Annotated in this window: 27 protein-coding genes and 1 tRNA gene; 4 read left to right on the forward strand and 24 right to left on the reverse strand. The window is 68.1% G+C overall.

What is annotated here, in order from left to right:
* Positions 1-2: 2 nt before the first annotated feature.
* The 18 genes from LuPra_RS18220 to LuPra_RS18305 form a co-directional block, all read right to left on the reverse strand.
* Entirely contained in the window at positions 3-758 is a 756-nt protein-coding gene (locus LuPra_RS18220) for a flagellar biosynthetic protein FliR (protein WP_110172066.1), read from the reverse strand.
* A complete protein-coding gene (locus LuPra_RS18225; protein ID WP_110172067.1) occupies positions 758-1,027 on the reverse strand; it encodes a flagellar biosynthetic protein FliQ in 270 nt (89 codons plus the stop codon). Before LuPra_RS18225 ends, LuPra_RS18220 begins: the two co-directional genes overlap by 1 nt.
* A gap of 7 nt (positions 1,028-1,034) precedes the next feature.
* On the reverse strand, positions 1,035-1,775 hold the full coding sequence (gene fliP, locus LuPra_RS18230) for a flagellar type III secretion system pore protein FliP (RefSeq protein ID WP_169812024.1): 741 nt from the start codon (positions 1,773-1,775) through the stop codon (positions 1,035-1,037).
* A complete protein-coding gene (locus tag LuPra_RS18235) occupies positions 1,772-2,140 on the reverse strand; it encodes a flagellar biosynthetic protein FliO (protein WP_110172068.1) in 369 nt (122 codons plus the stop codon). The genes fliP and LuPra_RS18235 overlap by 4 nt, the downstream gene beginning before the upstream one ends.
* The gene (locus LuPra_RS18240; protein ID WP_157899359.1) at positions 2,140-2,400 is read right to left on the reverse strand and encodes a FliM/FliN family flagellar motor switch protein; all 261 of its coding nucleotides are present in this window, start codon (positions 2,398-2,400) and stop codon (positions 2,140-2,142) included. Before LuPra_RS18240 ends, LuPra_RS18235 begins: the two co-directional genes overlap by 1 nt.
* A gap of 7 nt (positions 2,401-2,407) precedes the next feature.
* Positions 2,408-2,935 (reverse strand): flagellar basal body-associated FliL family protein, encoded by a 528-nt coding sequence (locus LuPra_RS18245; RefSeq protein WP_110172070.1) that lies wholly within the window; start codon positions 2,933-2,935, stop codon positions 2,408-2,410.
* Positions 2,936-3,343: 408 nt separating this feature from the next.
* Positions 3,344-4,996 carry a flagellar hook-length control protein FliK gene (locus LuPra_RS18250; protein ID WP_157899360.1) on the reverse strand — a complete coding sequence of 551 codons (1,653 nt, stop codon included), beginning with the start codon at positions 4,994-4,996 and terminating at the stop codon, positions 3,344-3,346.
* Positions 4,997-5,054: 58 nt separating this feature from the next.
* On the reverse strand, positions 5,055-6,314 hold the full coding sequence (locus LuPra_RS18255) for a flagellar hook protein FlgE (RefSeq protein ID WP_110172072.1): 1,260 nt from the start codon (positions 6,312-6,314) through the stop codon (positions 5,055-5,057).
* A gap of 1 nt (position 6,315) precedes the next feature.
* Positions 6,316-6,687: a flagellar hook capping FlgD N-terminal domain-containing protein gene (locus tag LuPra_RS33735; protein ID WP_110172073.1), complete on the reverse strand. Its 372-nt coding sequence runs from the start codon at positions 6,685-6,687 to the stop codon at positions 6,316-6,318.
* A complete protein-coding gene (locus tag LuPra_RS18265; protein WP_110172074.1) occupies positions 6,684-7,181 on the reverse strand; it encodes a flagellar export protein FliJ in 498 nt (165 codons plus the stop codon). Before LuPra_RS18265 ends, LuPra_RS33735 begins: the two co-directional genes overlap by 4 nt.
* An 85-nt stretch (positions 7,182-7,266) precedes the next feature.
* Positions 7,267-8,595 (reverse strand): FliI/YscN family ATPase, encoded by a 1,329-nt coding sequence (locus LuPra_RS18270; protein WP_110172075.1) that lies wholly within the window; start codon positions 8,593-8,595, stop codon positions 7,267-7,269.
* Positions 8,595-9,347, reverse strand: a complete 753-nt coding sequence (locus tag LuPra_RS18275; protein ID WP_110172076.1) for a FliH/SctL family protein — start codon at positions 9,345-9,347, stop codon at positions 8,595-8,597. The genes LuPra_RS18270 and LuPra_RS18275 overlap by 1 nt, the downstream gene beginning before the upstream one ends.
* A complete protein-coding gene (gene fliG, locus LuPra_RS18280; protein ID WP_110172077.1) occupies positions 9,337-10,365 on the reverse strand; it encodes a flagellar motor switch protein FliG in 1,029 nt (342 codons plus the stop codon). The genes LuPra_RS18275 and fliG overlap by 11 nt, the downstream gene beginning before the upstream one ends.
* 3 nt (positions 10,366-10,368) lie before the next feature.
* Positions 10,369-12,033: a flagellar basal-body MS-ring/collar protein FliF gene (gene fliF / locus LuPra_RS18285; protein ID WP_157899362.1), complete on the reverse strand. Its 1,665-nt coding sequence runs from the start codon at positions 12,031-12,033 to the stop codon at positions 10,369-10,371.
* 36 nt (positions 12,034-12,069) lie between these two features.
* Entirely contained in the window at positions 12,070-12,378 is a 309-nt protein-coding gene (gene fliE, locus LuPra_RS18290; RefSeq protein ID WP_234800455.1) for a flagellar hook-basal body complex protein FliE, read from the reverse strand.
* A gap of 2 nt (positions 12,379-12,380) precedes the next feature.
* On the reverse strand, positions 12,381-12,812 hold the full coding sequence (flgC, locus tag LuPra_RS18295) for a flagellar basal body rod protein FlgC (RefSeq protein WP_110172080.1): 432 nt from the start codon (positions 12,810-12,812) through the stop codon (positions 12,381-12,383).
* 9 nt (positions 12,813-12,821) lie between these two features.
* Positions 12,822-13,196: a flagellar basal body rod protein FlgB gene (gene flgB / locus LuPra_RS18300; protein ID WP_157899363.1), complete on the reverse strand. Its 375-nt coding sequence runs from the start codon at positions 13,194-13,196 to the stop codon at positions 12,822-12,824.
* A 308-nt stretch (positions 13,197-13,504) separates the two neighbouring features.
* Positions 13,505-14,032, reverse strand: coding sequence for a response regulator (locus LuPra_RS18305; protein WP_110172082.1), 528 nt, complete (start codon positions 14,030-14,032; stop codon positions 13,505-13,507).
* A gap of 247 nt (positions 14,033-14,279) precedes the next feature.
* Here LuPra_RS18305 and LuPra_RS18310 point away from each other — a divergent pair, with 247 nt between their 5' ends.
* Complete coding sequence (locus tag LuPra_RS18310) at positions 14,280-15,695, forward strand: sigma-54-dependent transcriptional regulator (RefSeq protein ID WP_157899364.1); 1,416 nt, start codon at positions 14,280-14,282, stop codon at positions 15,693-15,695.
* Positions 15,696-15,746: 51 nt separating this feature from the next.
* On the opposite strand, the gene LuPra_RS18315 is transcribed toward LuPra_RS18310, so the two are convergent.
* Complete coding sequence (locus tag LuPra_RS18315; protein WP_162271440.1) at positions 15,747-16,484, reverse strand: sensor histidine kinase; 738 nt, start codon at positions 16,482-16,484, stop codon at positions 15,747-15,749.
* 122 nt (positions 16,485-16,606) lie between these two features.
* On the opposite strand from LuPra_RS18315, the gene LuPra_RS18320 reads away from it, so the two are divergent.
* From LuPra_RS18320 to LuPra_RS18330, 3 genes are read left to right on the forward strand one after another with little or no spacing between them, the layout of a single operon-like run.
* On the forward strand, positions 16,607-16,972 hold the full coding sequence (locus tag LuPra_RS18320; protein ID WP_110172085.1) for a response regulator: 366 nt from the start codon (positions 16,607-16,609) through the stop codon (positions 16,970-16,972).
* A gap of 21 nt (positions 16,973-16,993) precedes the next feature.
* Complete coding sequence (locus tag LuPra_RS18325; RefSeq protein ID WP_110172086.1) at positions 16,994-17,509, forward strand: chemotaxis protein CheX; 516 nt, start codon at positions 16,994-16,996, stop codon at positions 17,507-17,509.
* Positions 17,506-18,369: an HDOD domain-containing protein gene (locus LuPra_RS18330; RefSeq protein WP_110172087.1), complete on the forward strand. Its 864-nt coding sequence runs from the start codon at positions 17,506-17,508 to the stop codon at positions 18,367-18,369. Before LuPra_RS18325 ends, LuPra_RS18330 begins: the two co-directional genes overlap by 4 nt.
* On the opposite strand, the gene LuPra_RS18335 is transcribed toward LuPra_RS18330, so the two are convergent.
* The 5 genes from LuPra_RS18335 to LuPra_RS18355 form a co-directional block, all read right to left on the reverse strand.
* The gene (locus LuPra_RS18335) at positions 18,341-20,062 is read right to left on the reverse strand and encodes an ATP-binding protein (RefSeq protein ID WP_110172088.1); all 1,722 of its coding nucleotides are present in this window, start codon (positions 20,060-20,062) and stop codon (positions 18,341-18,343) included. The genes LuPra_RS18330 and LuPra_RS18335 overlap by 29 nt on opposite strands.
* A gap of 4 nt (positions 20,063-20,066) precedes the next feature.
* Positions 20,067-20,819, reverse strand: a complete 753-nt coding sequence (locus LuPra_RS18340; protein WP_110172089.1) for a tetratricopeptide repeat protein — start codon at positions 20,817-20,819, stop codon at positions 20,067-20,069.
* Between the two features lie 38 nt (positions 20,820-20,857).
* A tRNA-Arg gene (locus LuPra_RS18345) sits at positions 20,858-20,934 on the reverse strand.
* Positions 20,935-21,027: 93 nt separating this feature from the next.
* Positions 21,028-21,555, reverse strand: coding sequence for an adenine phosphoribosyltransferase (locus LuPra_RS18350; protein ID WP_110172090.1), 528 nt, complete (start codon positions 21,553-21,555; stop codon positions 21,028-21,030).
* A gap of 58 nt (positions 21,556-21,613) precedes the next feature.
* Positions 21,614-21,883, reverse strand: coding sequence for an acylphosphatase (locus LuPra_RS18355; RefSeq protein WP_237050622.1), 270 nt, complete (start codon positions 21,881-21,883; stop codon positions 21,614-21,616).
* Between the last annotated feature and the right edge of the window lie 131 nt (positions 21,884-22,014).

Below are 22,014 nucleotides of genomic sequence, written 5' to 3' on the forward strand. Positions count from 1 at the left end.
GGTCAGCGAAGCGCCGCCGCCGTCCGGGCGCCGAGCGAGAGTGCCTGCGGGAAGGCGCGGATCAGGATGTCCGGGAGCACCCGAATCGTCAGGGCCAGCGCCATCCAGCCGACGAGCAGGCGAACCGGGGCCGCCGTCACCATCAGGTTGAGCGTCGGCGCAACGCGGGCCATCACGCCGAGGACGACTTCGACCAGCAGGAGGGTGATCACGACCGGGGCCGACAGTCGAACGCCAAGTGTGAACATCAGCCCGAACATGCGCGCGACCATGTCGGCGATCGCGCTATCCACCACGCCAGCACCGATGGGCAGCGCCTCGTACGAGGTCGCGAGTGCCCGCAGCACTTCGTGATGCGCGTTGGTCAACAGGAACACCATCACCGCGATCGAGCCGTACAGCGCGGCAAGGATGTTGTTGCGGACGCCGCTCTGCGGGTCGACGAGGGCCGCGTAGGACAGGCCCATCTGGAAGCCGGTGAGATAGCCTCCGAGTTCGGCACCGGCCTGCAGCAACCGCACCGCCATCGCGAGGCCAAAGCCGATCAGCAACTCGCGCAGGACGACCGTGAGGAACATGCCGGGCTCGATCGTTCGCGGAACGCCGATCACCGGCGCCATGAAGGCGCCGAGCACGAGTACCAGGCCGATTTTCGGCGCCGCCGGCGCGAATGTCCCCCCGAACAGTGGCGTCGCCAGCACCAGCAGGCTGGGGCGGATCAAGGCCATCGCGAAGACGAGGATCGGCGACAGATCCATCAGCGCACCAGTTCGGGCAGCCGGGTGACCATCTGCCGCGCGAAGCCGGACATCAGGCGCAGCATCCACGGGAAGGTGATGGCGAAGGTGAGGAAGATCGCGGCGGCGCGCGGGATGAACGCGAGCACGTTGTCCTGGATGCTCGTCACGGTCTGGAAGACGCTGACGAGGACGCCGGCCACGAGACCCGCGAGCAACATCGGCAGGCTCACCAGGATGGCGAGCTCGATCGCCTGGCGCACGATACCAACGACAAGGGCTTCTGACATGACGGCCTCAGAGGAAACTGCGCACGAGGGAAGAGACCAGCAGGTTCCAGCCGTCGATCATCACGAAGAGCATGATCTTGAACGGCAGCGAAATCATCGCCGGCGGCAGCTGCAACATCCCCATCGAGAGCAGCGTCGTCGAGACGACCAGGTCGATGAGCAGGAACGGGACGAACAGGTAGAACCCCATCTGGAACCCGGTCTTGATCTCCGAGAGGATGAAGGCCGGCACGACCACGCGCATCGGCAGCGACTCGGGCGTCTGCGGACGCGCCACCTTGCCGAGTTCGACGAACAACGCGAGATCGGTCTCGCGCGTCTGCTTCAGCATGAAGCCGCGCAATGGCGGCGTGCCCCGCTCGAGCGCCTGCGTCACCGTGAGCTCGTTGCGCAGCGCCGGCTGCACGGCCGCCTGGTTGATCTGCTCGCCCACCGGCGCCATCACGAACACGGTGAGGAACAACGCCAGGCCGATCAGGATCTGGTTGGACGGCGCCTCCTGCGTGCCGAGGGCCTGCCGCAGGAAGTGGAAGACGATGACGATCCGCGTGAAGGCGGTCATCGTCATCAGGATGGCCGGGATGAAGCTGAGGAGCGTCAGCAGCAGCACGACCTGCAGCGGCGCAGAGATCGCGCCGATGCCGTCGATGTCGATGCGTGTGGCCCCGGCCTGGGCCAGGACTGGCGTGGCCATCGACAGCCACAGGGTGGCCGTGCCGGCAATCGCAAGCAGTGCGCGACGCCTCACGGCGCGCTCCCAACGGGCATGCGTGCCGCGAGGGTCTCGGGGAACGAGGGGCCGGCCGGGCCAAGTTCGGTCACCAGGGCGACATGCATCGGCGTGACGCCGAGCAGGAGCCGTCGACCCTCGACCGAGACGATCACCAGCTGACGGCGGTCGCCGAGGCCGACCGCGGTCTCGATCTGGACGGCGCGCGGTCCTTTCCGCAGGCCGCCCTGCCAACCGCCGCGGCGAATCAGCCACAGGCAGCCGCCGAGGAGGCCGAGGACGACCAGCAGGGAAAGCAGTGTGCGGACGACGCCGGGGCCGTCCGACCAACCGACGGCGGGCACCGGCGCCTGCTGTGCCTGCGCCAGGAGGAACGGCAGCATCACGCCAGGGCCTCGGTCGCGGTCTTCTGTCGGAATTCAGTGAGCCGGAGCGACACGCTGTCGTCGATGATCACGACCTCCCCGCGCGCGACCGGCACGTCGTTGACGAGGACGAAGAGGTCCTGGCCCGCCGACTGCGAGAGACGCACGACGCTCCCCCGCTGCAGGCCCAGGCAGGCTCGCAGCGTCATGGTGCCGCGGCCGAGGATGACGTCGACGCGCAACCGCACGTCGCCGAAACCCGCCAGCGCAGGCGGCAAGGACAGGTCAGAACTGGATGACGAAGTCGGAGAAGAGGACATCGAGCACCTCGTGATGCAGCACCCTGGCCGCCTTTTGGGCGATGGCCTTCTTGAGGGCGTCCTTGCCCTCCGGCGTCGCGATGTCTGCCGACTTCTGTGACGACAGCAGGTCGAGCACGGCGGAGCGGACCCGCACGACGGGAAGCTTCGCCTCTTCGATCTCCTTGATGAGGGCTTGGTCGCCGTCGATCACGAGTTGCACGTTGGTGCGAAGGAAACGCTGCGCTTCCGCGTCAGCCAGGTTGACGGTGAAGACGTCCAGCGCCATGAGCGTGCCGCGCTCGGCAGCCGCGCCTTCCGCCTTGCCGCCCTCGGCATGGCTGACCGCCTCCCCATGGCCAGCCTCGGTCTCGGTGGCCGCAGCGGCCTTCTGCCTGGCCAGCCACCAGTAGCCGCCCCCGCCACCGACGCCAAGCAGGACGACCAGACCGACGATCAAGGGCAGCTTGCCCTGCCTGGCGCTGACATCTGGGGACTTCGCGGCTTTGCTCATGGACACTCCTGCGTCCGCCCGGTGTGGCGGCGGTTGCCGGAGGAAGGAGCAAGGGCGATGCCGCAGCGCAGCAGGCGGCTGTGCCCGCGCCACACGATTCAAGTTGGCGGGAAATCTGCCGATTTCGATGAATCGGTATCGAGCGGGCGGCCGTGCCGCCGCCGCCCCTCCGGCGGGGGTGACGGCAAGGCGACACGGCAAGGAGAGAGGAGAGAGGACGGAGGAGAGAGGACGGAGGAGAGAGGACGGAGGAAGGATGGAGGAAGGATGGAGGGAGGAGGGTCGAGGAAACCCCGCCGCCGTCAACGGGCATTTCCTCGGTCCCCTGTCCTCCGTCCTACCTCTGTCCTCCGTCCTCCGTCTTCCTTCCTCTGTCTTCCGTCCTCCGTCCTCCGTCCTCCGTCCTATCTAGGCTTTCAGCTCGAATCGCGGCGCGGCGGGGTCCTGGTTGTCCTTCGTGGTGCCGCGAGGACGACGACCCCCTGGTTCGGGTGACTCTTCACGCGACTGCTGGCGCTGGTCGTCGGGCGACACCACGAGTTCGTCGAGTGTCAGGCCGGCTGCCTCCATCTGCTGGCGAAGCGTCTGCTGGTGCTGAAGGACCCACTCCTGGACCTGAGCCGATTCCGCGCGCACGACCGCGGTCACCGCACCGCCCTCGACCCGAAGCGACACGCTCACGGCGCCGAGGGCGTCGGGACGCAGGTGCAGCTTCGCTTCGCCTATCCCGTCTTTCCACTGCATCTTGATCGACGACACGAGCTGATGCAGCACCTGCTCGCCCGCCGCGGGCGGGAGCGGTGCCGCCGTGGCAGATACGGGCGTCGCCGTGGCGATTGGCGGGGATCCCGCAGACGTCGCGGTCAACACCTGGCCGGAGGCCGCCGTCGACGGTCCCGGTTCGCGCGGGTCGCGGGAGCCGCTTTCGCCGAGCGCCAGTCGCGTCAGCACGTCGGCCGCTCGGGCCGTGGGAAGCGGAGGATTCGAGAGCGGGGACTGGCCATCGACCTGCGCCCCTTCCTGGCGGGATGCCGTCCCAAGCGCCTGGGCGAGGCGACTGACCGCCTGTCCCGGCGCGCGTGAGACACCTGTGGCCTCGCCCTTGCGCTGCGCCACAATCGATGGCGGTGCGGGAACGTCGCCGCCCGATCGGCGGGCTGCAACGTGCCAGCGCGCCAGCATCTCGGCGGCCGGATTCGCCGATGGGGCATCAGACGATGCGACCTCGGGCCCCAGGGCGGGCGCCCAGTCTTCGCCCGCTCGTTGCGCGGTCAGCGCGGGCCCGTGCTCGACCGCTGGCGCGCTACCCGGAGGCAACGGAAGCGCCGCGCCTCCAGGCGCATCTTCGGGCGAGTTCGTGATCGGCTCGCTGCTGTCGCTTATGACGCCGACCGGCCCTGGCAGGGATGCTCTCCCGGGGACCACACCGTCGCTCGGGGTGCCCAATGTCGCTGGCGCGTCTGCGGGACTCCCCACGGCAGCGGCACGTGCACCGCTCATGGCGAGCGTTGACACGCCAGCCTCGCCGGCAGGGCTCTGGGCCACGGCCACGGCTGGCACACCTGTCTCGGTCACGCCGATCGTGAGGGCGTGTTCCGCGGCAGGCTCAAAGCATTCAACCAATGGCACTGCCGATTCGCTGGCAGCTTCATCGACGCGCGAGTACGCGCCAGTGCCGAGCGCCAGAAGCAGCCAGGGTGCCTGAACCGGCGCAGCGCCGGGCGACTCGACTGGCACCGGCACGATCGACGACGAGCCGTCGGCATCGTCGAGGACCTTCTCCGGCGTTTCTGCCTCGGCAACGTGCGCGACACGGCCAGCGCGACCGGCGTTGGCGTTCGCGGCAGGCGGGCCCTTCTGCTCCTGGACGACAGCCAGGACGTGGGCAAAGCGCGACGCGGGTCGATCTGCGGCGGGCTTCGCGTCGCTGCGCCCGATGGCGGCGTGGCCTCGCCCGGCGAGGGGAACGAGGGACGCCTTCGATGGCAGGGCTGCGGCCCGTGCCACGCTTGACGGTCCCCTGGCATTGGCAGTGGACGCAGGAAACGGAACGAGGCTCATGGAGCGCTCCGAACGGTGGTCGGCGGACGGTTCGGGAAACCGCCCGCCTTCACGGGTATTACCGCTTCAACTGGAGCGTTTCGACGAGCACTTCGTCGGCCACGGTGATGGTGCGTGAGTTGGCCTGGTAGCCGCGCTGCGCGAGGATCATCTGCGTGAACTCGGTCGCGATGTCGACGTTGGACTGCTCGATGGCGCTGCCGATCAACGTCCCGCGACCGCCGGTGCCGGCGGTGCCGACGTTGGGAATACCGGCCGCCTGGCTCTCGCCATAGCGATTGGCACCGAGCTTCACCAGCCCCTTCGGGTTGTTGAAGTTCGCCAGCGCGAGCTGGCCCACGGCGACGGTCTGACCGGCGCCGAACGTCGCGATGATCTTGCCCTCGCCGTCGACGGAGATGTTGCTGATCTGGCCTGCCTCGGAACCGTTCTGTGTCAGCAGCGACGTCTCGGATTTGGAGGAGAAGCTCGTGATGGACGGCTTGTCGGACGGCGGCGGCGTGATGTCCCACGTGATGTTGCCGCCGGTGGCCCCGTTGGCCCATGCGGCCGGCGCGGTGAAGACGACGTCGGCAGCGGGATTGGTCAGCGTACCGGTGCCGTCGAACGTCAGGGTACCGGTCGAGAGCTGGAACAGCCCCGTGCCGCCGTTGACGTCGGCCTGCGGCACCGTCGCGGTGTACGTCCACGCGCCAGGACCGGTCTTCTGGAAATCCACGGTGATGACGTGCGACTCGCCGAGCGCGTCGATGATCTTGATCGGCGTGGAGAAGTTGACCGCGCCGGTCACGTTCGCCCCGGCATCGAGGTTGATGTTGGTGCGTACGCTCGTCGTGCCCACCGGGTCGCGGAGCACGCCGGGGGGGACGACGATGTCGCTCATCCCGCCGGTCGTCACGACCTCGCCGGTCGCCGGATCGAGCTGCGTGTAGCCCTGCACGCGCCAGCCATCGGACGTGACCAGTTCGCCGTCGGCGTTGAACGAGAAGTTGCCGGCGCGCGTGTACGCGTCGCCGCTCTCGCCGCGGACGACGAAAAAGCCGCTGCCCTGGATGGCGACGTTGGTCGCCTCGCGGGTGTTCTCGATGGCGCCCTGGCTGAAGACCGGCGAGATCGAGCCGGTCACCACCCCGAGGCCGACCTGCATCGGGTTGATGCTGGTGCCGCCGACCGTCTGGCTCACGAGGTCCGCGAAGCTGACCGAGCTCGTCTTGTAGCCGATCGTGTTGATGTTCGCGAGGTTGTTGCCAATGACGCTCAGGTACGTCGCATTGGCGTTCAGCCCCGACAACCCGGCAGAAAAGGATCCGACTGCCATGTCACTTGCCTCCGTTGCTGGTGGTGCTGGTCCCGGTGTCGCCGGTGCTGCCGGGCGATGTGGCGCCGGTCGACGATGCCGCGCCGGTGCCGGCGGGGGCGGTCTCCGTGCCGGTGAGGGTCACGCCGAGGGCCGTCCCGATCTGATCGAGCCTGGTCGAGATCGAGGTGAGCTTCTCGAGCGAGCTGAACGTCGCCAACTGCGCGATGAACTCGCCGTTGTCCTGTGGCTTGGTCGGGTCCTGGTTCTGCAGCTGCGTCGTCAGCAGCTTCAGGAACGCGTCCTGGCCGAGGTCCCGTGTGGTCCGGTCCGTCTTGCCCTGGGTGGCGTTGGTCGCCGCCTGCGCTGTCGCGCCGATTGCTGGTGTGCTCACTGGAAGTCTCCTGCGCGACGGGCCGCCTTGGTCGTGGCCAGTTCGTCGATGGCCTGCATCTCGCGCCGGGCCGCCTCGGTGTCGAAGGCGAGCCGTGCGCGATCCTTGAACCGTTCGAGCACCCGGCGCTGCTTGAGTGCTTCCTGTGCCTGCTGCAGGCGCAGGTCCCGCGTCTCGAGCCGGTCGCGGACGTCGAGGCGCCCGGCCTCGACGTCACGTGTCTTCACGACAATCCAATTTCGATGCCACGTGAGCCGGACCACGTCCGCTCCTTCCCGCTCCGCCTGGTTGGCCGATACGTAGGCATCACGCAACCGGTCGTCGGCGAGCGTGAGTCCGCGTTCTGCCTCCTGCAGGTGCCGTTCTGCCCGTGCGAGCGCCTGTTGCGCCTGGTCCTCGGTGCGTTGGCGCATCTGCAGCACCGGCTCGAGCCTAAAGCGGAAGGGCGACATGCCGATTGGGTCGAGTGTGTGGATCCAGGCCCGCGTGCGCAAAGTGTCGAGCGTACGACAGCCTCGTCCGGGTGGCTTGCCGCGCCGAAGCCCGGAGGCGGAGGCGGAGGCGGAGGTGGGCCATGATCTAGAGCGCCTCGAGCGACTGGACCGCGCCGTCGTACTCGACGAGATCGTCGGACGGCTGCTTGAGGAACGCGTCGACGGCCTCGCGGTGCGCCAGCGCCTCGTCGATGCGCGCGCTGGAGCCGGCAACGTAGGCGCCGACCGACACGAGATCCTCGTTCTCGCGCACGAGTGACAGCCAGTCACGCACGGTGCCGGCCTTGCGCCGATGGTCCGCCGTGGTCACGTCGGGCATCGTGCGGCTCACGCTCGAGAGCACATCGATGGCCGGGTAGTGGTTCCTGGCGCCGAGAGCGCGCGAGAGCACCACGTGCCCGTCGAGGATGGCGCGCACGTTGTCGGCCACCGGCTCGTTGGTGTCATCGCCCTCGACCAGGACGGTGTAGATGGCCGTGATCGATCCGCGGCCCTGCACATTACCGGCGCGTTCGAGCAAGCCGGGCAGCAGCCCGAAGACCGACGGCGGATAGCCCTTGGCCGTCGGCGGCTCGCCGGCCGCGAGTCCGACTTCGCGCTGCGCCATCGCAAAGCGCGTCAGCGAATCCATCATCAGCAGGACGTGCTTGCCCTGATCGCGAAACCACTCGGCCATCGCCGTCGCGGCATACGCGGCGCGTAGCCGGACGAGCGGCGGGTTATCCGACGTGGAAACGACGACCACCGAGCGACGACGGCCTTCGGGGCCGAGGTCGTGCTCGAGGAAGCTGCGCACCTCCCGGCCGCGCTCCCCCACCAGGGCAATGACGGCGACGTCGGCGCCGGTGCCGCGCGCCATCATCCCGAGCAGGGTGCTCTTGCCGACACCGCTGCCGCCGAACAGGCCGATGCGCTGGCCGCGGCCGACGGTGAGCAAGGCGTCGATGGCACGGACGCCAGTGCCGAGCGGGATATCGATTGGCTGTCGTGCCAGCGGGTTGAGCGGCGGCGGATGCAGCGGCCCGAGTTCAGTGGTGCCGAGCGGGCCGAGATCGTCCAGAGGGCGGCAGAGGCCGTCCATCACGCGTCCGAGCAGGGCGTCGCCGACCGGCACCGATGCAGGCCGTCCGCGCGACACGATCAGGTCGCCCGGGCGGATGCCGGTGGTGCTGCCGAGGGGCACCGACTGCAGGAGGTTGTCGCGAAACCCGACCACCTCGAGCAACAGGGGCGGCTCGCCACCACGCGGGGCCAGTTCGCACAACTCGCCGACGCGCACCCGTGGACCGCGCGACTCGACGAGCAGGCCGACCGTGCGCACCACCTGCCCGACCATGGGAAGGGGATCGGCCGCCTGGACCTGCTCGTGATACCGGGCGAGGGAGAACCCGCTCGCGAAATCGATGACACTCATCAGGCGACACCCCGCCGGGCCGGCATCATCGGCACGGCCTCGCCGAGGACCGCACGCGCGATCTCGTCGACCTGCGCGTCGACCGACGCGTTGATGAAGCCGAATTCCGATTCGACCACGCAGCCGCCGCGAGCCACGGACGGATCGGCCAGAATCTCGACCTGGCGGCCAGCCAGCGGGGTCGCGTGCCCGGCAGTGACAGTCGTGTAGTCGTCGGGATGGAGCCGTACGGTCGCCGGTGTCGCTCCGCCGAGACGTTCGAGCGCGATGTGCGCGAGGGCGGCGGTGAGTTCGGGATCGACACTGACCTCGCGCTGCAGGATCCGCCGGGCGATCGCCACCGACAGGTGGACCAGTTCGCGTTCGGTCTGGCGCACCATGTTGTCTCGCAGACCGGAGAGTTCCTCGAGCGTCTGCGCGAGGCGGCGCAGCATGGCCTCCGCGCGCTTGCCGCCGGCTTCGAGGCCGGCGCGCTCCCCCTGCGCATACCCCTTCGTGAATGCATCCCGTTCGAGCGCGGCCAGTTGGGCCTGCTGCTCGGCGCTGGGCTGCCATGGCTCCGGTGGCGCCGCTGGCGACGCTGGACGCACCGCGGGCGACGTCGCCTGCGTCCGCTGCACGTCGGCGTCGTGGGGCGCCCAGATCTCGGCCGAACTCGGCGCCTGGAGATGGCCACCGGTCTCGGTGGGACTCCATGCGAAGCGTTCGACCACAACCCCGTCGGCACGCAGTCGCCGCGTCTTAAGTGACATACGGCTCCCCGGCGGCAGCGCCGGTCTGCAGCAGGCCTTCCTCCTCCAGCTTGCGCGCGATGCCGACCACCTCCTGCTGCGCCTTCTCCACTTCGCGCAGGCGCACCGCGCCGAGCAGCTCGATCTCCTCGCGAATCATGTCCACGGCACGCTTGGACATGTTCTGGAAGAACCGGTTGCGGATGTCCTCAGACGTGCCCTTGAGGGCGACCGTCAGGACCTTCTTGTCGGCGCGCTGGACGATCTCGCGCAGCGCGTTGTCGTCGACGTGGAGGAGGTCGTCGAACACGAACATCAGGTGACGGATCGAGACTGCCAGGTCCGGCGTCTGCGATTCGATCGCTTCGAGCACGGGCTGGCTGACGCTGCGATCGATCCGATTGAGCAACTCGGCCACCGCGCGCACGCCGCCGTACGACTCGTGCGTGCTCGCGCCCAGTGACTTCAACCGCTGCTCGATGACCGACGAAATGCGGGAGATGACCTCCGGCGAAATTTCCTCGAGGTTCGCCATCCGCGTCACGACCTCGACACGCAGGTCCTCGGGGAGACTCTGCATCAACTGCGCCGCCGGGCCCGGCTTGAGGTGCGCCAGGATCAGCGCGATGGTCTGCGGATGCTCGCTCTGGATGAACTTGGACAACTGCTGCGGATCCGCCTTCTCGAGGCCGGTGAAGGCCATCGACGACTCGAAGGTCTTGACGACGCGATCGAGCACGCGCTTGGCGAGTTCGGGACCGAGCGACTTGACCAGCAGCTTGGACGCGTATTCGACGCCGCCCTTGGTGACGTACTCGGCGGCCTTCCACATCTGGTGGAATTCCTCGAGCACGTCGGTCGCCGTCGCTGCCGGCACCGGACCGAGCAGCGCGACCTCGCGCGCGATCAACTCGATCTCTTCCTCGTTGAGGTGCTTGAACAGTTCCCCGGACACGTGCTCACCGAGCACCACCGTGAGGATGGCGGCCTTGCGGACGCCGTTCAGGACCTCGACCTTCGGAGCGAGCGCCGTGGCCATGTCCTAGCTCCTCCCCTCGGTCAGCCAGCCGCGTACCAGCTTGGCCGCGCTTTCGGGCTCCTTGTTGGCCAGCGTGGCGACCCGTCGCGTCAGCACCGGCTGGCGCCGATCGCCGTCGTTGGGCATCGCGTCGAGCCGCGCCTCGATCTCGCCCTCGATCTCCTCGATGGTTCGGGGCAGCTGTTGCGGCATGCCGATCGTCGCGTGTGGACGGTCGAGGGCCGGCACGGCGAGCAGGCGGCCCACCACCGGGCGGACGACCAGCAACAGCACCATGGCGACGATCAGCAGGACCGCCAGGCCACGGACGGCGCCGCTGCTCTGGTCGCTGACACGCTGCCACATCGACGGCTTGGCGATGGGCTCGCTGACGGGCGCCTCGAAGGGGATGTTCTCGACACTGACCATGTCTCCGCGCTGCGTGTCGATGCCGAGCGAGGCGGCGACAAGCTTCTGCAGCTTCTGCATCGCCCCGGGATCGCGCGGCTTGCGCTTCGTGCTGACCGTGCCGTCCTGCGCCGTAGTGGTCACGTGCTCGTCGTCCACGAGGACCGCCACCGAGACCTTGGCCACCTCGCCACGCGGGCGGATGGTGTGGGTCACGGTCTTGCTCACTTCGTAATTCGACAGCTTCGTGCTCTTCGTGAGTCCGCGACTCGTCGTCGTCGAGCCGGTCGTGGACGGCGACGGCGTGCCGTCAGGTCGCACCACCGCGGGCAGATTGGCCTGCGCGCCCGCAATGCCGCCGTTGCTGTCGGCAGTGTTGCCTTCGGTCAGGGTGCTCTCGCTGCGCAGCACCGTCTCCGGGTCGTACTGTTCCGTCGTCTGCTCCTGCGACGCCCCGTGCAACTGCACCGAGACGTTGGCGCGCACCCGCTCGACGCCGACCACCGGCTCGAGCAGGGCGACGACCTTCATGCCCATGTCGCGTTCGTATTTCTGCTGACGCTCGAGATCCGCGCCGGCCATCGCGCCGTCGTCCTGGCCCATCGCGCCGCGGGCGAGGGAGCGGCCGGTGCTGTCGATGATGACGACCTGTTCGGGTCGCAATCCCTCGACACTGGCGGCGACCAGGTTCGTGATCGACGTGGCAGCCTGCGGCGGCAGCGCCCGCGTGCCCTTCAGCGTCAGCGTGACCGATGCCTTGGCCGGCTGCTCCCTGGCGCCGAACAACGACTCCTTCTGCATCGCGATGTGCACCCGCGCGGCCTGCACCTCGGTCAGCGTCGAAATCGTGCGCGCCAACTCGCCCTCGAGCGCGCGGCGGTAATTGACGTGCTCGAGGAACTCGGTCTGCCCGAAGGCCACCTTGTCGAAGATCTCGAAGCCGATGCGGCCGCTGGTCGGCATGCCCTCGCCAGCGAACTGCAGGCGGAGGTTGTCCGTGCTGTTGGTAGGCACGAGCACGGTGCGGCCACCGTCCTGCAACTGGTAGGCGACGTTGTCGCCCTTCAGCCGCTCGACGACGCGCGCCGCCTCTTCGCCATTCAACTCGCTGAACAGGACGCGGTACTCGGTGCGATTGAGGTACCACGTCGAGCCGATGACCAGGCCCAGGACGCCAACGAACACGGCGGCCAGCGAGATCAGCTGCGCGGTGCTGAGCGAGGCGCGCACCACCTTGCTCTTTTCGACCAGCGCCTGCCACTGCACGGGAAGGAATGCCACGGCGGACTCGACTCCTCGGATGGGTGGACAGCCGCCCTAGACGGGCATCCGCATGATTTCCTGGTAGGCGTTCATCAGCTTGTTACGCACCTGCACGCCGAACTGCAGCGTCAGGTCCGCCCGCTGCAGCGCGATCATCGCGTCGTGCACGTCGAGTTGCCCATTGATCATCCCGTTGACGGCGGCATTCGCGCTGTTGTGGCTCTCTTCGACCGTGCCCACGAGACGCGAGAGCGAGGCGCCGAAGCTCTCGCCTCCGTCTTTGCTGCCGGCTGGCGCAGCCGGCGACGGGGTCGTCGTGCCAATCCCGGTGATGACCTTCGCGGTGATTGCGTCGATGGCCACGCTCATGCCCTTCCGAGTTCGAGCGACCGGGAGACCAGGTCGCGAATGAGGTTGATGGCCGTCAGATTGGCCTGGTAGGCCCGGGAGGCCCCGACCATGTCCACCATCTCCTCGGCCGGGTTGATGTTGGGCAGTTCGACGAAGCCGTCCTTGTCTGCGTCCGGGTGCGACGGGTCATAGCGACGCCGGGCGGGTGCGGTGTCCTCGACGATGCCCGCGACCTTGACGCCGGTGGCCGAGGCCGAACCGAGCGCGCTGTCGAAGCTCTGGATCGTGTCGGTGGTCAGCACCACGTCGCGGCGCCGGTACGGTCTGCCATCGGCGCCACGGGTGGACTCGGCGTTGGCGAGGTTGGACACCGCGACTTCGATGCGGGTCCGCTCGGCGGACAGGGCACTCGCGGCGACGTTGACGGCGGTATTGAGCGTCGACATGGTCGGTCCTTACCGGGACTCGTTGATGGCGTAGCGCACGAGCCGGAACTTGGCGGCCAGCGCCGTCTGGGCACGGGCGAACTCGCCCGAGGCCCGCGTCATGTTGAGGAGTTCGTGGTCGACCTGCACGGTGTTGCCGTCGCGACGGGCGGCGCCGTCTTCCGAGTCCCTGGTCGTGACGCCGTTGTCGGCCTGAAGGCTGCCCCCGAGGTGGCGGCTGTTGGTGACCGTCAGCCGGGCGCCTCCGCCCACCTGCTGGTCCAGTGCCTCGTCGAAGTCCACCTCCTGGGCCTTGTAGCCAGGGGTGCTCAGGTTGGCGAGGTTGCTCGAGGAGACCACCTGCTTGGCCGCGGCCAGGCTGAGGGTCCGTCGCAGCGCACTCATGGTCTGTGCGTCGGACGTGATGGAAGAAATTGGCATCGTCGGGTCGCGTTCAAGGACCGCCACCCGGTGCCGATTACCGGTCCGGAGGCGTCCGACGCTGCCGTAGAGCAAGAAGGACGCCACGCCGTCACTGCCTGCAATAGCTGGGGAATTACGCCGCAGGCAGCTGCGTCACCGTGACGGGCCGCCGGAGAGATCGTCGGTGAGCCGACGCTCTTGATCGAAGAGGCTGCCGTCGCAGGTGTAGCTGCCGGACTCTGTCCGGCAGCCTGCTGGCGGCGCGGTGGCCGTCGGACAAGGTCCGACGGCTACGACCGGGCCCGGAGTGCGGCTTCGATGCGAGTGAGGCGGGTCTCGATGCCGTCCAGCCGCATCAACAACGCCTGACGAAGGTCGACCGCGTCACGCTGGGACACCTGGCGCGTCAGCCGCTTGTTCTCGGCGTGCAGCATCTGGATGTCGTGAATCCTCTGCAGGACTACATCGATCTGCCCGAGCGAGAACGGCTTGGTGAGGTAGTCGTAGGCACCGAGGCGCACGGCCTGGATTGCCGAATCGAGCGACGCGAACCCGGTCACGATCACCACGTAGACGGCCGGATTGGCTGCCCGCGCGGCGCGCAGCACCGCGAGCCCGTCGGCGCCAGGCAGGTGCAGATCGGTGATGATCAGGGAAAAACGTTCCGGGTCTCGCTCGATCGCCTGAACCGCCGCCCGGCCGTCCGCTGCTCCGGCCACGTCGAAGCCGCGGGCGCGGAAGTACTCCGACAGCAGTTCCCGGATGTCCGCCTCGTCCTCGACGATCAACACCGCCTGACGTTCCTGGCCCTGGGTCACGTGCGCTCCTCGCCGTGCATCCTACCTGAGTCGGCAGGGTCGCAACGTCCGCTCGCGGACGCCTCGCCGGCCGTCGCGCACCGGCGGACACGCTCGTGGCCAGGCATAAAGTTACCCTGTCGGCTGACCGACAATCACGTTGACATGCGACACTGCTCAGCCCAATACTGGCCTCTCGCCCCGGACGCGGGTTGTCGGTGATACGACCTCAGTCCGTGGTCCCGTCGTGTCCTGTACGGAGGTGCCCGTGACCGCTCGTCCCCAGCCGTCGGTCCTTGTGGTCGAGGACGAGGCCGAACTTCGTCAGACCATCGCCGAGTCGCTCTCCGAGCAAGGCTTCGTCGTCGCCCAGAGCCCGGACGGCTCGGACGCCCTCGACCGGCTCAAGGGCTTTGCCTACGACGCCATCGTCATCGACCTGCGCCTGCCCGATGCGGACGGCCTCGAGGTCCTGGACGCAGCGATCGGGCGTTACCCGGACATCCTGGCGGTCATGGTCACCGGCTTCGGCGGCGTTGCCGAGGCCGTCTCGGCGATGCGCCGGGGCGCGATCGACTTCCTCATCAAGCCGTTCCAGCTCTCGCAGCTGGCCCGCATCCTCAGCACCTCACTCGAGCAGCGGCGACTGCGCGAGGAGAACGCGGAACTGCGTGCGCAGTTGCGCGACCGGTACCGCTACGACAGTGTCATCGGCCACAGCGCGCCGATGCGCCACGTGTTCTCCACGCTGGAACTCGTTGCCCCGATGAACAGCACGGTGCTGATCCAGGGGGAAACGGGGACCGGCAAGGAGTTGATCGCGCGCACGATCCACCACAACAGTCCGCGAGCGAACGAGCGCTTCGTGGCGTTCAACGCGGCGGCGATCCCCGAACCGCTGGCCGAGGCGGAACTGTTCGGCCACTCCAAGGGTGCGTTCACCGGTGCGGTGCAGGCTCGCGTCGGCAGGTTCGAACTCGCTCACCGTGGCACGCTGTTCATCGACGAAGTGGCGTTGATGACCATGCCGATGCAGGCAAAGCTGCTGCGCGCGCTCCAGGAAAAGGAAATCGAGCGCGTCGGCGAGAGCAAGTCGATCAAGTTCGACGCCCGCATCGTCGCTGCCAGCAACCTGGACCTGAAGAAGCTGGTGAAGGACGGGACCTTCCGCGAGGACCTGTACTACCGGCTGCACGTGATTCCGATCACCTTGCCGTCGCTGCGCGATCGCAAGGAGGACATTCCCCTTCTCGCCCGACATTTTGTGCAGAAGTCCTGCCGCAACAACAATTTGCCGGCGCGAACGCTGACCCAGGACGCGATGCGCGCGCTCATGAACTACAGCTGGCCGGGCAATATCCGGCAGTTGGAGAACGCCATCGAGCACGCGGTCGCCATGACCGGGCAGGGCACAGAGATTCAGGCGCGCGCGCTCCCCGAAGACATCTCGGCGCCGGCGTCGTCGCTGCTGTTGCCCACGGTGGCGATCCCGGACGAGGGCATCAACTTCACGCAGGTCGTCTCGCAGCTCGAGCGCGAGTTGATCGTGCGATGCCTCGAGAAGACCGGTGGCAACAAGCGCCAGGCCGCGCGGTTGCTGCAACTCAGCCGGACGACGTTGATCGACAAGCTGAATCGGTTGAACGTCGCGACGCCGCCCGAAGACATCAGTGCGAGCGCGTGAAACGATCGCGCGATTGGAAATTTGCAATTTGACATTTCCAATTGCACGACTTCATCGCGCCGGTACCCGCATCTCTACGACCGACGGCTCGGTGAAGCGCAACGAGCCGCCAACCGTTTGCACGAGGGCGCGTGCGGCCGTCAGGCCGAGGCCGATGGCTCCCGCCCTGGTCGTCATGTACGGCTGGAAGTACTCCTCTTCGCGTAACGGATCGATCCCCGGACCGTTGTCCCGCACCGTCAGCACCAGTGTGTCGCCCTGCCGGCCGTAGGCGATCCAGACGACCGGCTCCGGCCGTCCGGCGATGGACTGCTCCGCGTTGAGCACCAGGTTGACGAGGATCTGCTCGAAGTACTGCGAGTCGAGCCGCGCTGCGGCAGGTCCATCGGTATTGGGATCCACGTGCACGGTAACGCGCGCCCGCGCAAGGTGGTAGCGCCGCAGGTTCAACGCGCGATCGATGCTGCGCGGAACATCCGTCGTCGGTGACGCTTCGTCACGGCGGGCGTAGTTCATCAGCTCCCGCAGCAGGCCCGAACAGCGCACGGCCTGCCCGTGGATGCGCTGCAGCTTCTGCGCGACGTCATCCGAGATGCCGGGCTTGGTGGCGATGATTTCGCCGAGACCGCCGATGACCTGCAGCGCGTTGTTGATTTCGTGCGTGATGTTGGGCAGCACCAGCTCCAGCGTGATGAGCCGATTGGCGAAGACGAAGTCGCCGGCGCCGAGGTCACGTGCGGGACGGCCCAGGCCTTCTGGCGTCAGGGACAGCGGTTCGGAAGGGGACACATCACTCCTTTGCGGCGGCGATCCTACCTCAAGCCAGCACGAGCTGGGCCGATTAGCCTCCGTGACGCACGTGGGGACGTCGGGCGGCGCCCGGCCCCCAGAGTCTAGCAAGCCGGAGGCCCATGCGTTTTCTCGTGGTGGACGACTCGACGACGATGCGGCGCATCATCGTCAACACGCTCAACAAGCTGGGCTACACGGAGATCATGGAAGCCGGCAACGGACGCGAGGGCCTCGACAAGGTCACCGAGGGACCGGTGGACCTGGTCATCACGGACTGGAACATGCCGGAGATGAACGGCATCGAGTTCATCCGCGCCCTGCGCGCGATGGATGGCAAGCAGCACCTTCCCGTGCTGATGGTCACCACGAACGCCGCCAAGGACGACATCGTCGAGGCCTTGCGGGCCGGGGTCACCAACTACGTGGTCAAGCCGTTCACCAGCGACACCATCAAGGAAAAGATCGACGCGGTGCTGGCCCACTGAGGGCCCACCCAGGAGCGGACCATGGCATCCCCGGCCCCCGTGGTCGACCGGCACGCGACCCAGCCGCTGATCGAGACCCTTCGTGCGTGCACTCATGATGTGTTCGGGACCATGGTGGGCACGGCGCTGGCCGAGGGCACGCCGCTTGTCGGCGACGCGCTGCGTCCGCAGAGCAATGTCGTCGGCCAGATCGGTTTTGGCGGTTCCAGCAGCGGCCTCGTGGTGTTCTACGCCACGTTCGCTGGCGCCCGCGCCATCACCTGCTCGCTGCTCGGTCTGGACACGGCCGACGAGCCCTCGAAACCGGAAGTCGCCGATGCGATCGGCGAGATCACCAACATGATTGCCGGCTCCTTCCGCACCAGGATGGCCACCGAGGGCGACGCCTGGGCCGTCTCCATCCCGACGGTGACGATGGGCTCCGACTTCTACATGACGGCACTCACCGACGGCCAGCGCACCATGCTGCCGTTCCGGATGGACGATCACGAGATCTTCGTGGAACTCGTGATCACGACGAAGGTACGACGCACATGAACCTGCCAGCCGGGTCGGAGGCCGCCACCGCGGCCCTGGCCCTGCGGAACTCGGATCACCCGTGGCTCCGCCCAGACGACCTGTCCATCCCCATGCTGCCGTCCCAGGCCCAGCGCGTGCTGGCGCTGGTCGGCGACCCCGACGTCACGATTGCCACGCTGGCGGGCGTGGTGAGCAAGGACCCCGTCCTGGCGACACGTGTCCTCGGCATGGCCAATTCCGCGGTCTTCGGGGCGATGTCGCCACTCCGCTCGGTGTCTGACGCGGTCGTGCGACTCGGCACGTGCACGGTGCGCAACGTCGTCGTCACCGTGTCGATGCAGTCGCAGTTCAAGTCGGCCGAAGTGTATGGCCACGATGGCCACTGCTTCATGGAGCACGCGGTGGGCACCGCCTATGTCGCGCACCTGATCGCCGACAGGATTCGCGGCGATGTCGAGGAAAGCTTCCTGTGCGGCCTGCTGCACGACATCGGCAAGCTCGTGATCCTGCAGACCGCGCACCAGTACCAGAAGAAGCACGAGGCGGCGGTCCGCAACGACGAACTGCAGTCGGCCATCGTGCAGCACCACGCGGTGTGTGGTGCGCTGGCGCTGGGGTTCTGGAACGTGCCGGGCGAGGTGCGTGACGTCGTGCAGTACCACCACGCCTTCGAAGCCGCCACCGACCCACAGGCTGCGGCCGTCTGTTACGCGGCCAACCTGCTGAGTCACCGCTACGGGTTCGGTTGCCAGCCCGAGGGCGACGCTGTACTCGAGGACGCGGTGTTCGCGTACCTCGATCTCGATGCGGCCTGGCTTGCCAAGGCGGACGTGCGTGCGCCCGGCCTGTTCAACGCGGCCCGACAGGCCCTCGGCTAGGGCGACGGTCGCCGAGCACCCCGCGCACCTTCTTCAACAGCTCCTCGAGGGTGAACGGCTTCTGCAGGAAACTGGCACCGTCCTCGAGCATGCGGCGATCGCCGATCGCTTCGTCGGCATAGCCCGAGACGAAGATCACCTTCAGGTCGGCGCGCGATTGCAGCAGCCGCTTGGCCAGCGCCGGGCCGCCCATCAGCGGCATGACCACGTCGGCAATCAGCAGATCCACCTGCTCGATGCCCTCGGCGACCTTCAGCGCATGTTGCCCGTCTTCGGCGGCGTGGACGATGTAGCCGTGCGCGGCGAGCCACTCGTGGATCAGCTCACGCACGCCGTCTTCGTCCTCGACCAGCAACAGCGTGGCCGGCACGCCCGGGTCGGCCGTGTCGAGCGCCTCACCGACCGGCACCGGCTCGTCGGCCTCTTCCGGCATCTCCAGCGGCAGCGGCAACTCGTCGGCCCGCGGCAGGTAGATGCGGATGCGCGTGCCTGCACCCAGCTCGCTGTCCACCCAGATGTAACCGCCGCTCTGCTTGACGATGCCGTAGACCATCGACAGGCCGAGACCGGTCCCCTGCCCCGGCGGCTTGGTGGTGAAGAACGGCTCGAACGCGCGCGCCTTGGTCTCGGCGTTCATGCCCGTGCCCGTATCGGTGACCGCCAGCAGCACGTACGGGCCGGCGACGACCATGAAGGGTTCGCCATCCAACGAGCGCGTCAGGTCGACGTTCGCCGTCTCGATCGTGAGCAGCCCGCCGTCGCGCATCGCATCGCGCGCGTTGACCGCGAGGTTCATCAGCACCTGTTCGAGTTGCGCGGCATCAGCCTTGACCGGCCACAGGTCGTCGGCCAGGTACGTGCGCAGCTCGATGTCCTCGCCGATCAGGCGGGTCAGCAACTGCTCCACGTGATTGACGACACTGTTGACGTCGAGCAGCGAGGGCTGCAGGACCTGCTGGCGGCTGAACGCGAGCAGTTGTCGCGTGAGCGCGGCCGCACGGTCGCCGGCCTTCTTGATCTCCTCGGCGTTGCGCCGCAGCGGGTCGTCGTCGCGCAGCTGCCGCAGCAGCATTTCGGTGTAGCCGCCGATCGCCTGCACGAGGTTGTTGAAGTCGTGGGCGATGCCGCCGGCGAGCCGGCCGATCGCTTCCATCTTCTGCACGCTCTGGAGGCGGATCTGGCTCTGGAGCAGGCCCTCTTCGGTGACCTGGCGCAGGATCGCGGTGGCGAGGATGTTGCCGAGCGCCTGCAGGAACGTCAGGTGCTCCGTGCTCGGCAATCCGTCGTTGACGTTGAACACGGCGACGGCGCCGAGCGGATGGCCGATGCCGTCGAGGCGCACGCACGCCATCGACTCCACGGTGTGATCACGTAGCACCGCCGGCACTCCGAACTCGGGATGCGACGGCAGCGCGTCGACGACCCGCGTGGGTTGCTGGAGCACGTAGCGGCCGAACGAGCCCGGACCGGTGCTGAGCGACACGCGGCCGATCACGCCGGGACGCCAGCCGATGCCGGCGCGCATCAGCAGGGCGTCGCCACCCGGTGATCGCTCGAAGAAGACGGCGTGGTCACTCTGGGTGACCTCCCGCGCCAGACGCATGCCCGCGTCCAACAGGTCGCCCACCGGCGTGGACGACAACGCGCGCGCCCCGAGGTCGGCAACCGTTTGGAGCGCGCGTGCGGGGTTCACGAGGTCAGGAGGCTTTCGGGGCGGAAACCTGGAGCGCCTCGACGCGCTGGCGGGCGTCCGCGGCGTACGGGCTCTGCGGGAACTCGTCGATCACGCGCTGCAGCGTCTGCGACGCCTCCGCCGACCGCCCGGCCTGCTGGTAGGCGTCGGCGAGCTGGACGAGCACGGCGTCGACCGGCAGTGGACCATCGCGGCGCTGCGCGAGCTCCTGCAGCGCCTTGATCGCCGGATCGAACTGCTTCTGCCGCACCTGCATGCTGGCGAGGCCGAGCGAGGCCATCCGGCCGAGCAGCGTGGAGGCTCCGGCCTGGTCGCGCACAGCCGCGTAGGCGTCGCCGGCCTCCTTCGGCCGGTTCGTCTCCGCATACAGCGACGCCGCGTAGTAGCGCGCCCGCATCCCGGCGTCGGTGCCCTTGTACGCGTCGGCGGTGCTGAGCAGCTGCTTGAGTGCCGCGCCCGCACGGGCCGCCTCGGTGGCATACGTCCCCGGCGCGGCCCCGACTGGTGGCGCACCCGGCGTGGGCGCCGTGGCCACGGGCGCATTCAGGATTTCCACCGCCGCGGCCAGCTGCCTGTGCGCCCGCTCTTCGGATCGCGCCTTGAAGGCGCGATAACCGAACACGCTGCCCACGAGCAGGAGGACGGCCACTGCGGCCAGTCCGAGTGTTCGCCCATGCGGGGACAGATAGGTATTGGCGGAGACGAGGGCGTCGACCGCCTCGTTGTGCTTGAGTTGTTCGCGTTCGGTCTTGTTCATGGTGTCGTCCGGCCCTGCGGGCACTCCCGCGTGGCCGATGGTGAGCGTGCCCGGAGTCGAACCGGGGACCTGCCGCTTAGGAGGCGGCCGCTCTATCCGTCTGAGCTACACGCTCACGCGGTCTGCCCACGTCGCCCCCTGACGGGCCATCCGTCTTGCAGACCATCCGCCATGATGCACTGGCGCGCCATGCCTGAGCAAGACTGGCCTAGTCGTCGTACGGCAGCACCGCGTGCACGGGGGTCGTGCCGAGGCGCGCGCGCCCCTTCAGGAACGTCAGCTCGACCAGGAACGCGCAGGCCACGATCTCGGCCCCCAAGCCCGAGACCAGGTCGATTGTCGCTCGCGCCGTGCCGCCCGTCGCCAGCAGGTCATCCACGATCAGGACCCGCTGCCCCGCCTCGATGGCATCGGCATGGATCTCGAGGGAGTCGGACCCGTATTCGAGGTCGTACGACACCGAGAGGCATCGCGAGGGCAGCTTGCCGGGCTTCCGGACCGGTACGAAGCCGGCCTTCAGCCGATCGGCCAGGGCGGCGCCGAAGATGAAGCCGCGGCTCTCCATGCCGACGACGAGATCGACCTGGGCGTCCGTGTACGGGGCCGCCATTGCGTCCAGGGCCAGGCCCAGGCCCGCCGGGTCACGCAGCAGGGTGGTGATGTCGTAGAACAGGATGCCCGGCTTGGGAAAGTCGGGGACGTGGCGAATCTTGGCCTTGAGCAGGTCTGCAGTCATGTCGTTTGTCGATGTTCCTGTGTGATTGGTCGCGCCCGCGGGCGTCCTCTTCCGCGAATCAGGCGATGCGGAATCCAGTGGCGCCGCCCGGCACCACCTCCTCGCCCGCGACGTCGTCCACCCGCGCCATCGCCGGACCTTGCCAGAGACGCCACTCGAAGCGCGCCAACGCCTCCGCGTCGCCTTCGGCATGGACGGCCACGCTCCCGTCGGGCAGGTTCCTGACCCACCCGGCGAGGCCTTCGGCGCGGGCCGCATCGGCGACGAAGGCGCGGAATCCCACGCCCTGCACACGACCGGACACGGTGTAATTGGTGGCGCGCAGCAAAGCCCCTAATCCTAGCAAGAGAACCCGCGTCATTCGGAGCCGCACCCGCGGTCGTCGATCGCCGCACACGCGCGACGGCAGATTCTGCCACCCGCCTTGCGGCTCCGATTGGCAACTCCTTCACACCCCCG

The sequence above is a fragment of the Luteitalea pratensis genome, from assembly GCF_001618865.1.
Classification (GTDB): Bacteria; Acidobacteriota; Vicinamibacteria; order Vicinamibacterales; family Vicinamibacteraceae; genus Luteitalea; species Luteitalea pratensis.

Coding starts and splice junctions, on each gene's coding strand:
- LuPra_RS18220 (WP_110172066.1), bottom strand. CDS start 758: ATGGATCTGTCGCCGATCCTCGTCTTCGCGATGGCCTTGATCCGCCCC.
- flgB (WP_157899363.1), bottom strand. CDS start 13,196: ATGAGTGCGCTGCGACGGACCCTCAGCCTGGCCGCGGCCAAGCAGGTG.
- LuPra_RS18325 (WP_110172086.1), top strand. CDS start 16,994: ATGGCATCCCCGGCCCCCGTGGTCGACCGGCACGCGACCCAGCCGCTG.
- LuPra_RS18245 (WP_110172070.1), bottom strand. CDS start 2,935: ATGAGCAAAGCCGCGAAGTCCCCAGATGTCAGCGCCAGGCAGGGCAAG.
- fliG (WP_110172077.1), bottom strand. CDS start 10,365: ATGGCCACGGCGCTCGCTCCGAAGGTCGAGGTCCTGAACGGCGTCCGC.
- LuPra_RS18340 (WP_110172089.1), bottom strand. CDS start 20,819: ATGAACAAGACCGAACGCGAACAACTCAAGCACAACGAGGCGGTCGAC.
- LuPra_RS18255 (WP_110172072.1), bottom strand. CDS start 6,314: ATGGCAGTCGGATCCTTTTCTGCCGGGTTGTCGGGGCTGAACGCCAAT.
- LuPra_RS18270 (WP_110172075.1), bottom strand. CDS start 8,595: ATGAGTGTCATCGATTTCGCGAGCGGGTTCTCCCTCGCCCGGTATCAC.
- LuPra_RS18250 (WP_157899360.1), bottom strand. CDS start 4,996: ATGAGCCTCGTTCCGTTTCCTGCGTCCACTGCCAATGCCAGGGGACCG.
- LuPra_RS18225 (WP_110172067.1), bottom strand. CDS start 1,027: ATGTCAGAAGCCCTTGTCGTTGGTATCGTGCGCCAGGCGATCGAGCTC.
- LuPra_RS18350 (WP_110172090.1), bottom strand. CDS start 21,555: ATGACTGCAGACCTGCTCAAGGCCAAGATTCGCCACGTCCCCGACTTT.
- LuPra_RS18330 (WP_110172087.1), top strand. CDS start 17,506: ATGAACCTGCCAGCCGGGTCGGAGGCCGCCACCGCGGCCCTGGCCCTG.
- LuPra_RS18235 (WP_110172068.1), bottom strand. CDS start 2,140: ATGCTGCCGTTCCTCCTGGCGCAGGCACAGCAGGCGCCGGTGCCCGCC.
- flgC (WP_110172080.1), bottom strand. CDS start 12,812: ATGTCGACGCTCAATACCGCCGTCAACGTCGCCGCGAGTGCCCTGTCC.
- LuPra_RS18275 (WP_110172076.1), bottom strand. CDS start 9,347: ATGTCACTTAAGACGCGGCGACTGCGTGCCGACGGGGTTGTGGTCGAA.
- LuPra_RS18320 (WP_110172085.1), top strand. CDS start 16,607: ATGCGTTTTCTCGTGGTGGACGACTCGACGACGATGCGGCGCATCATC.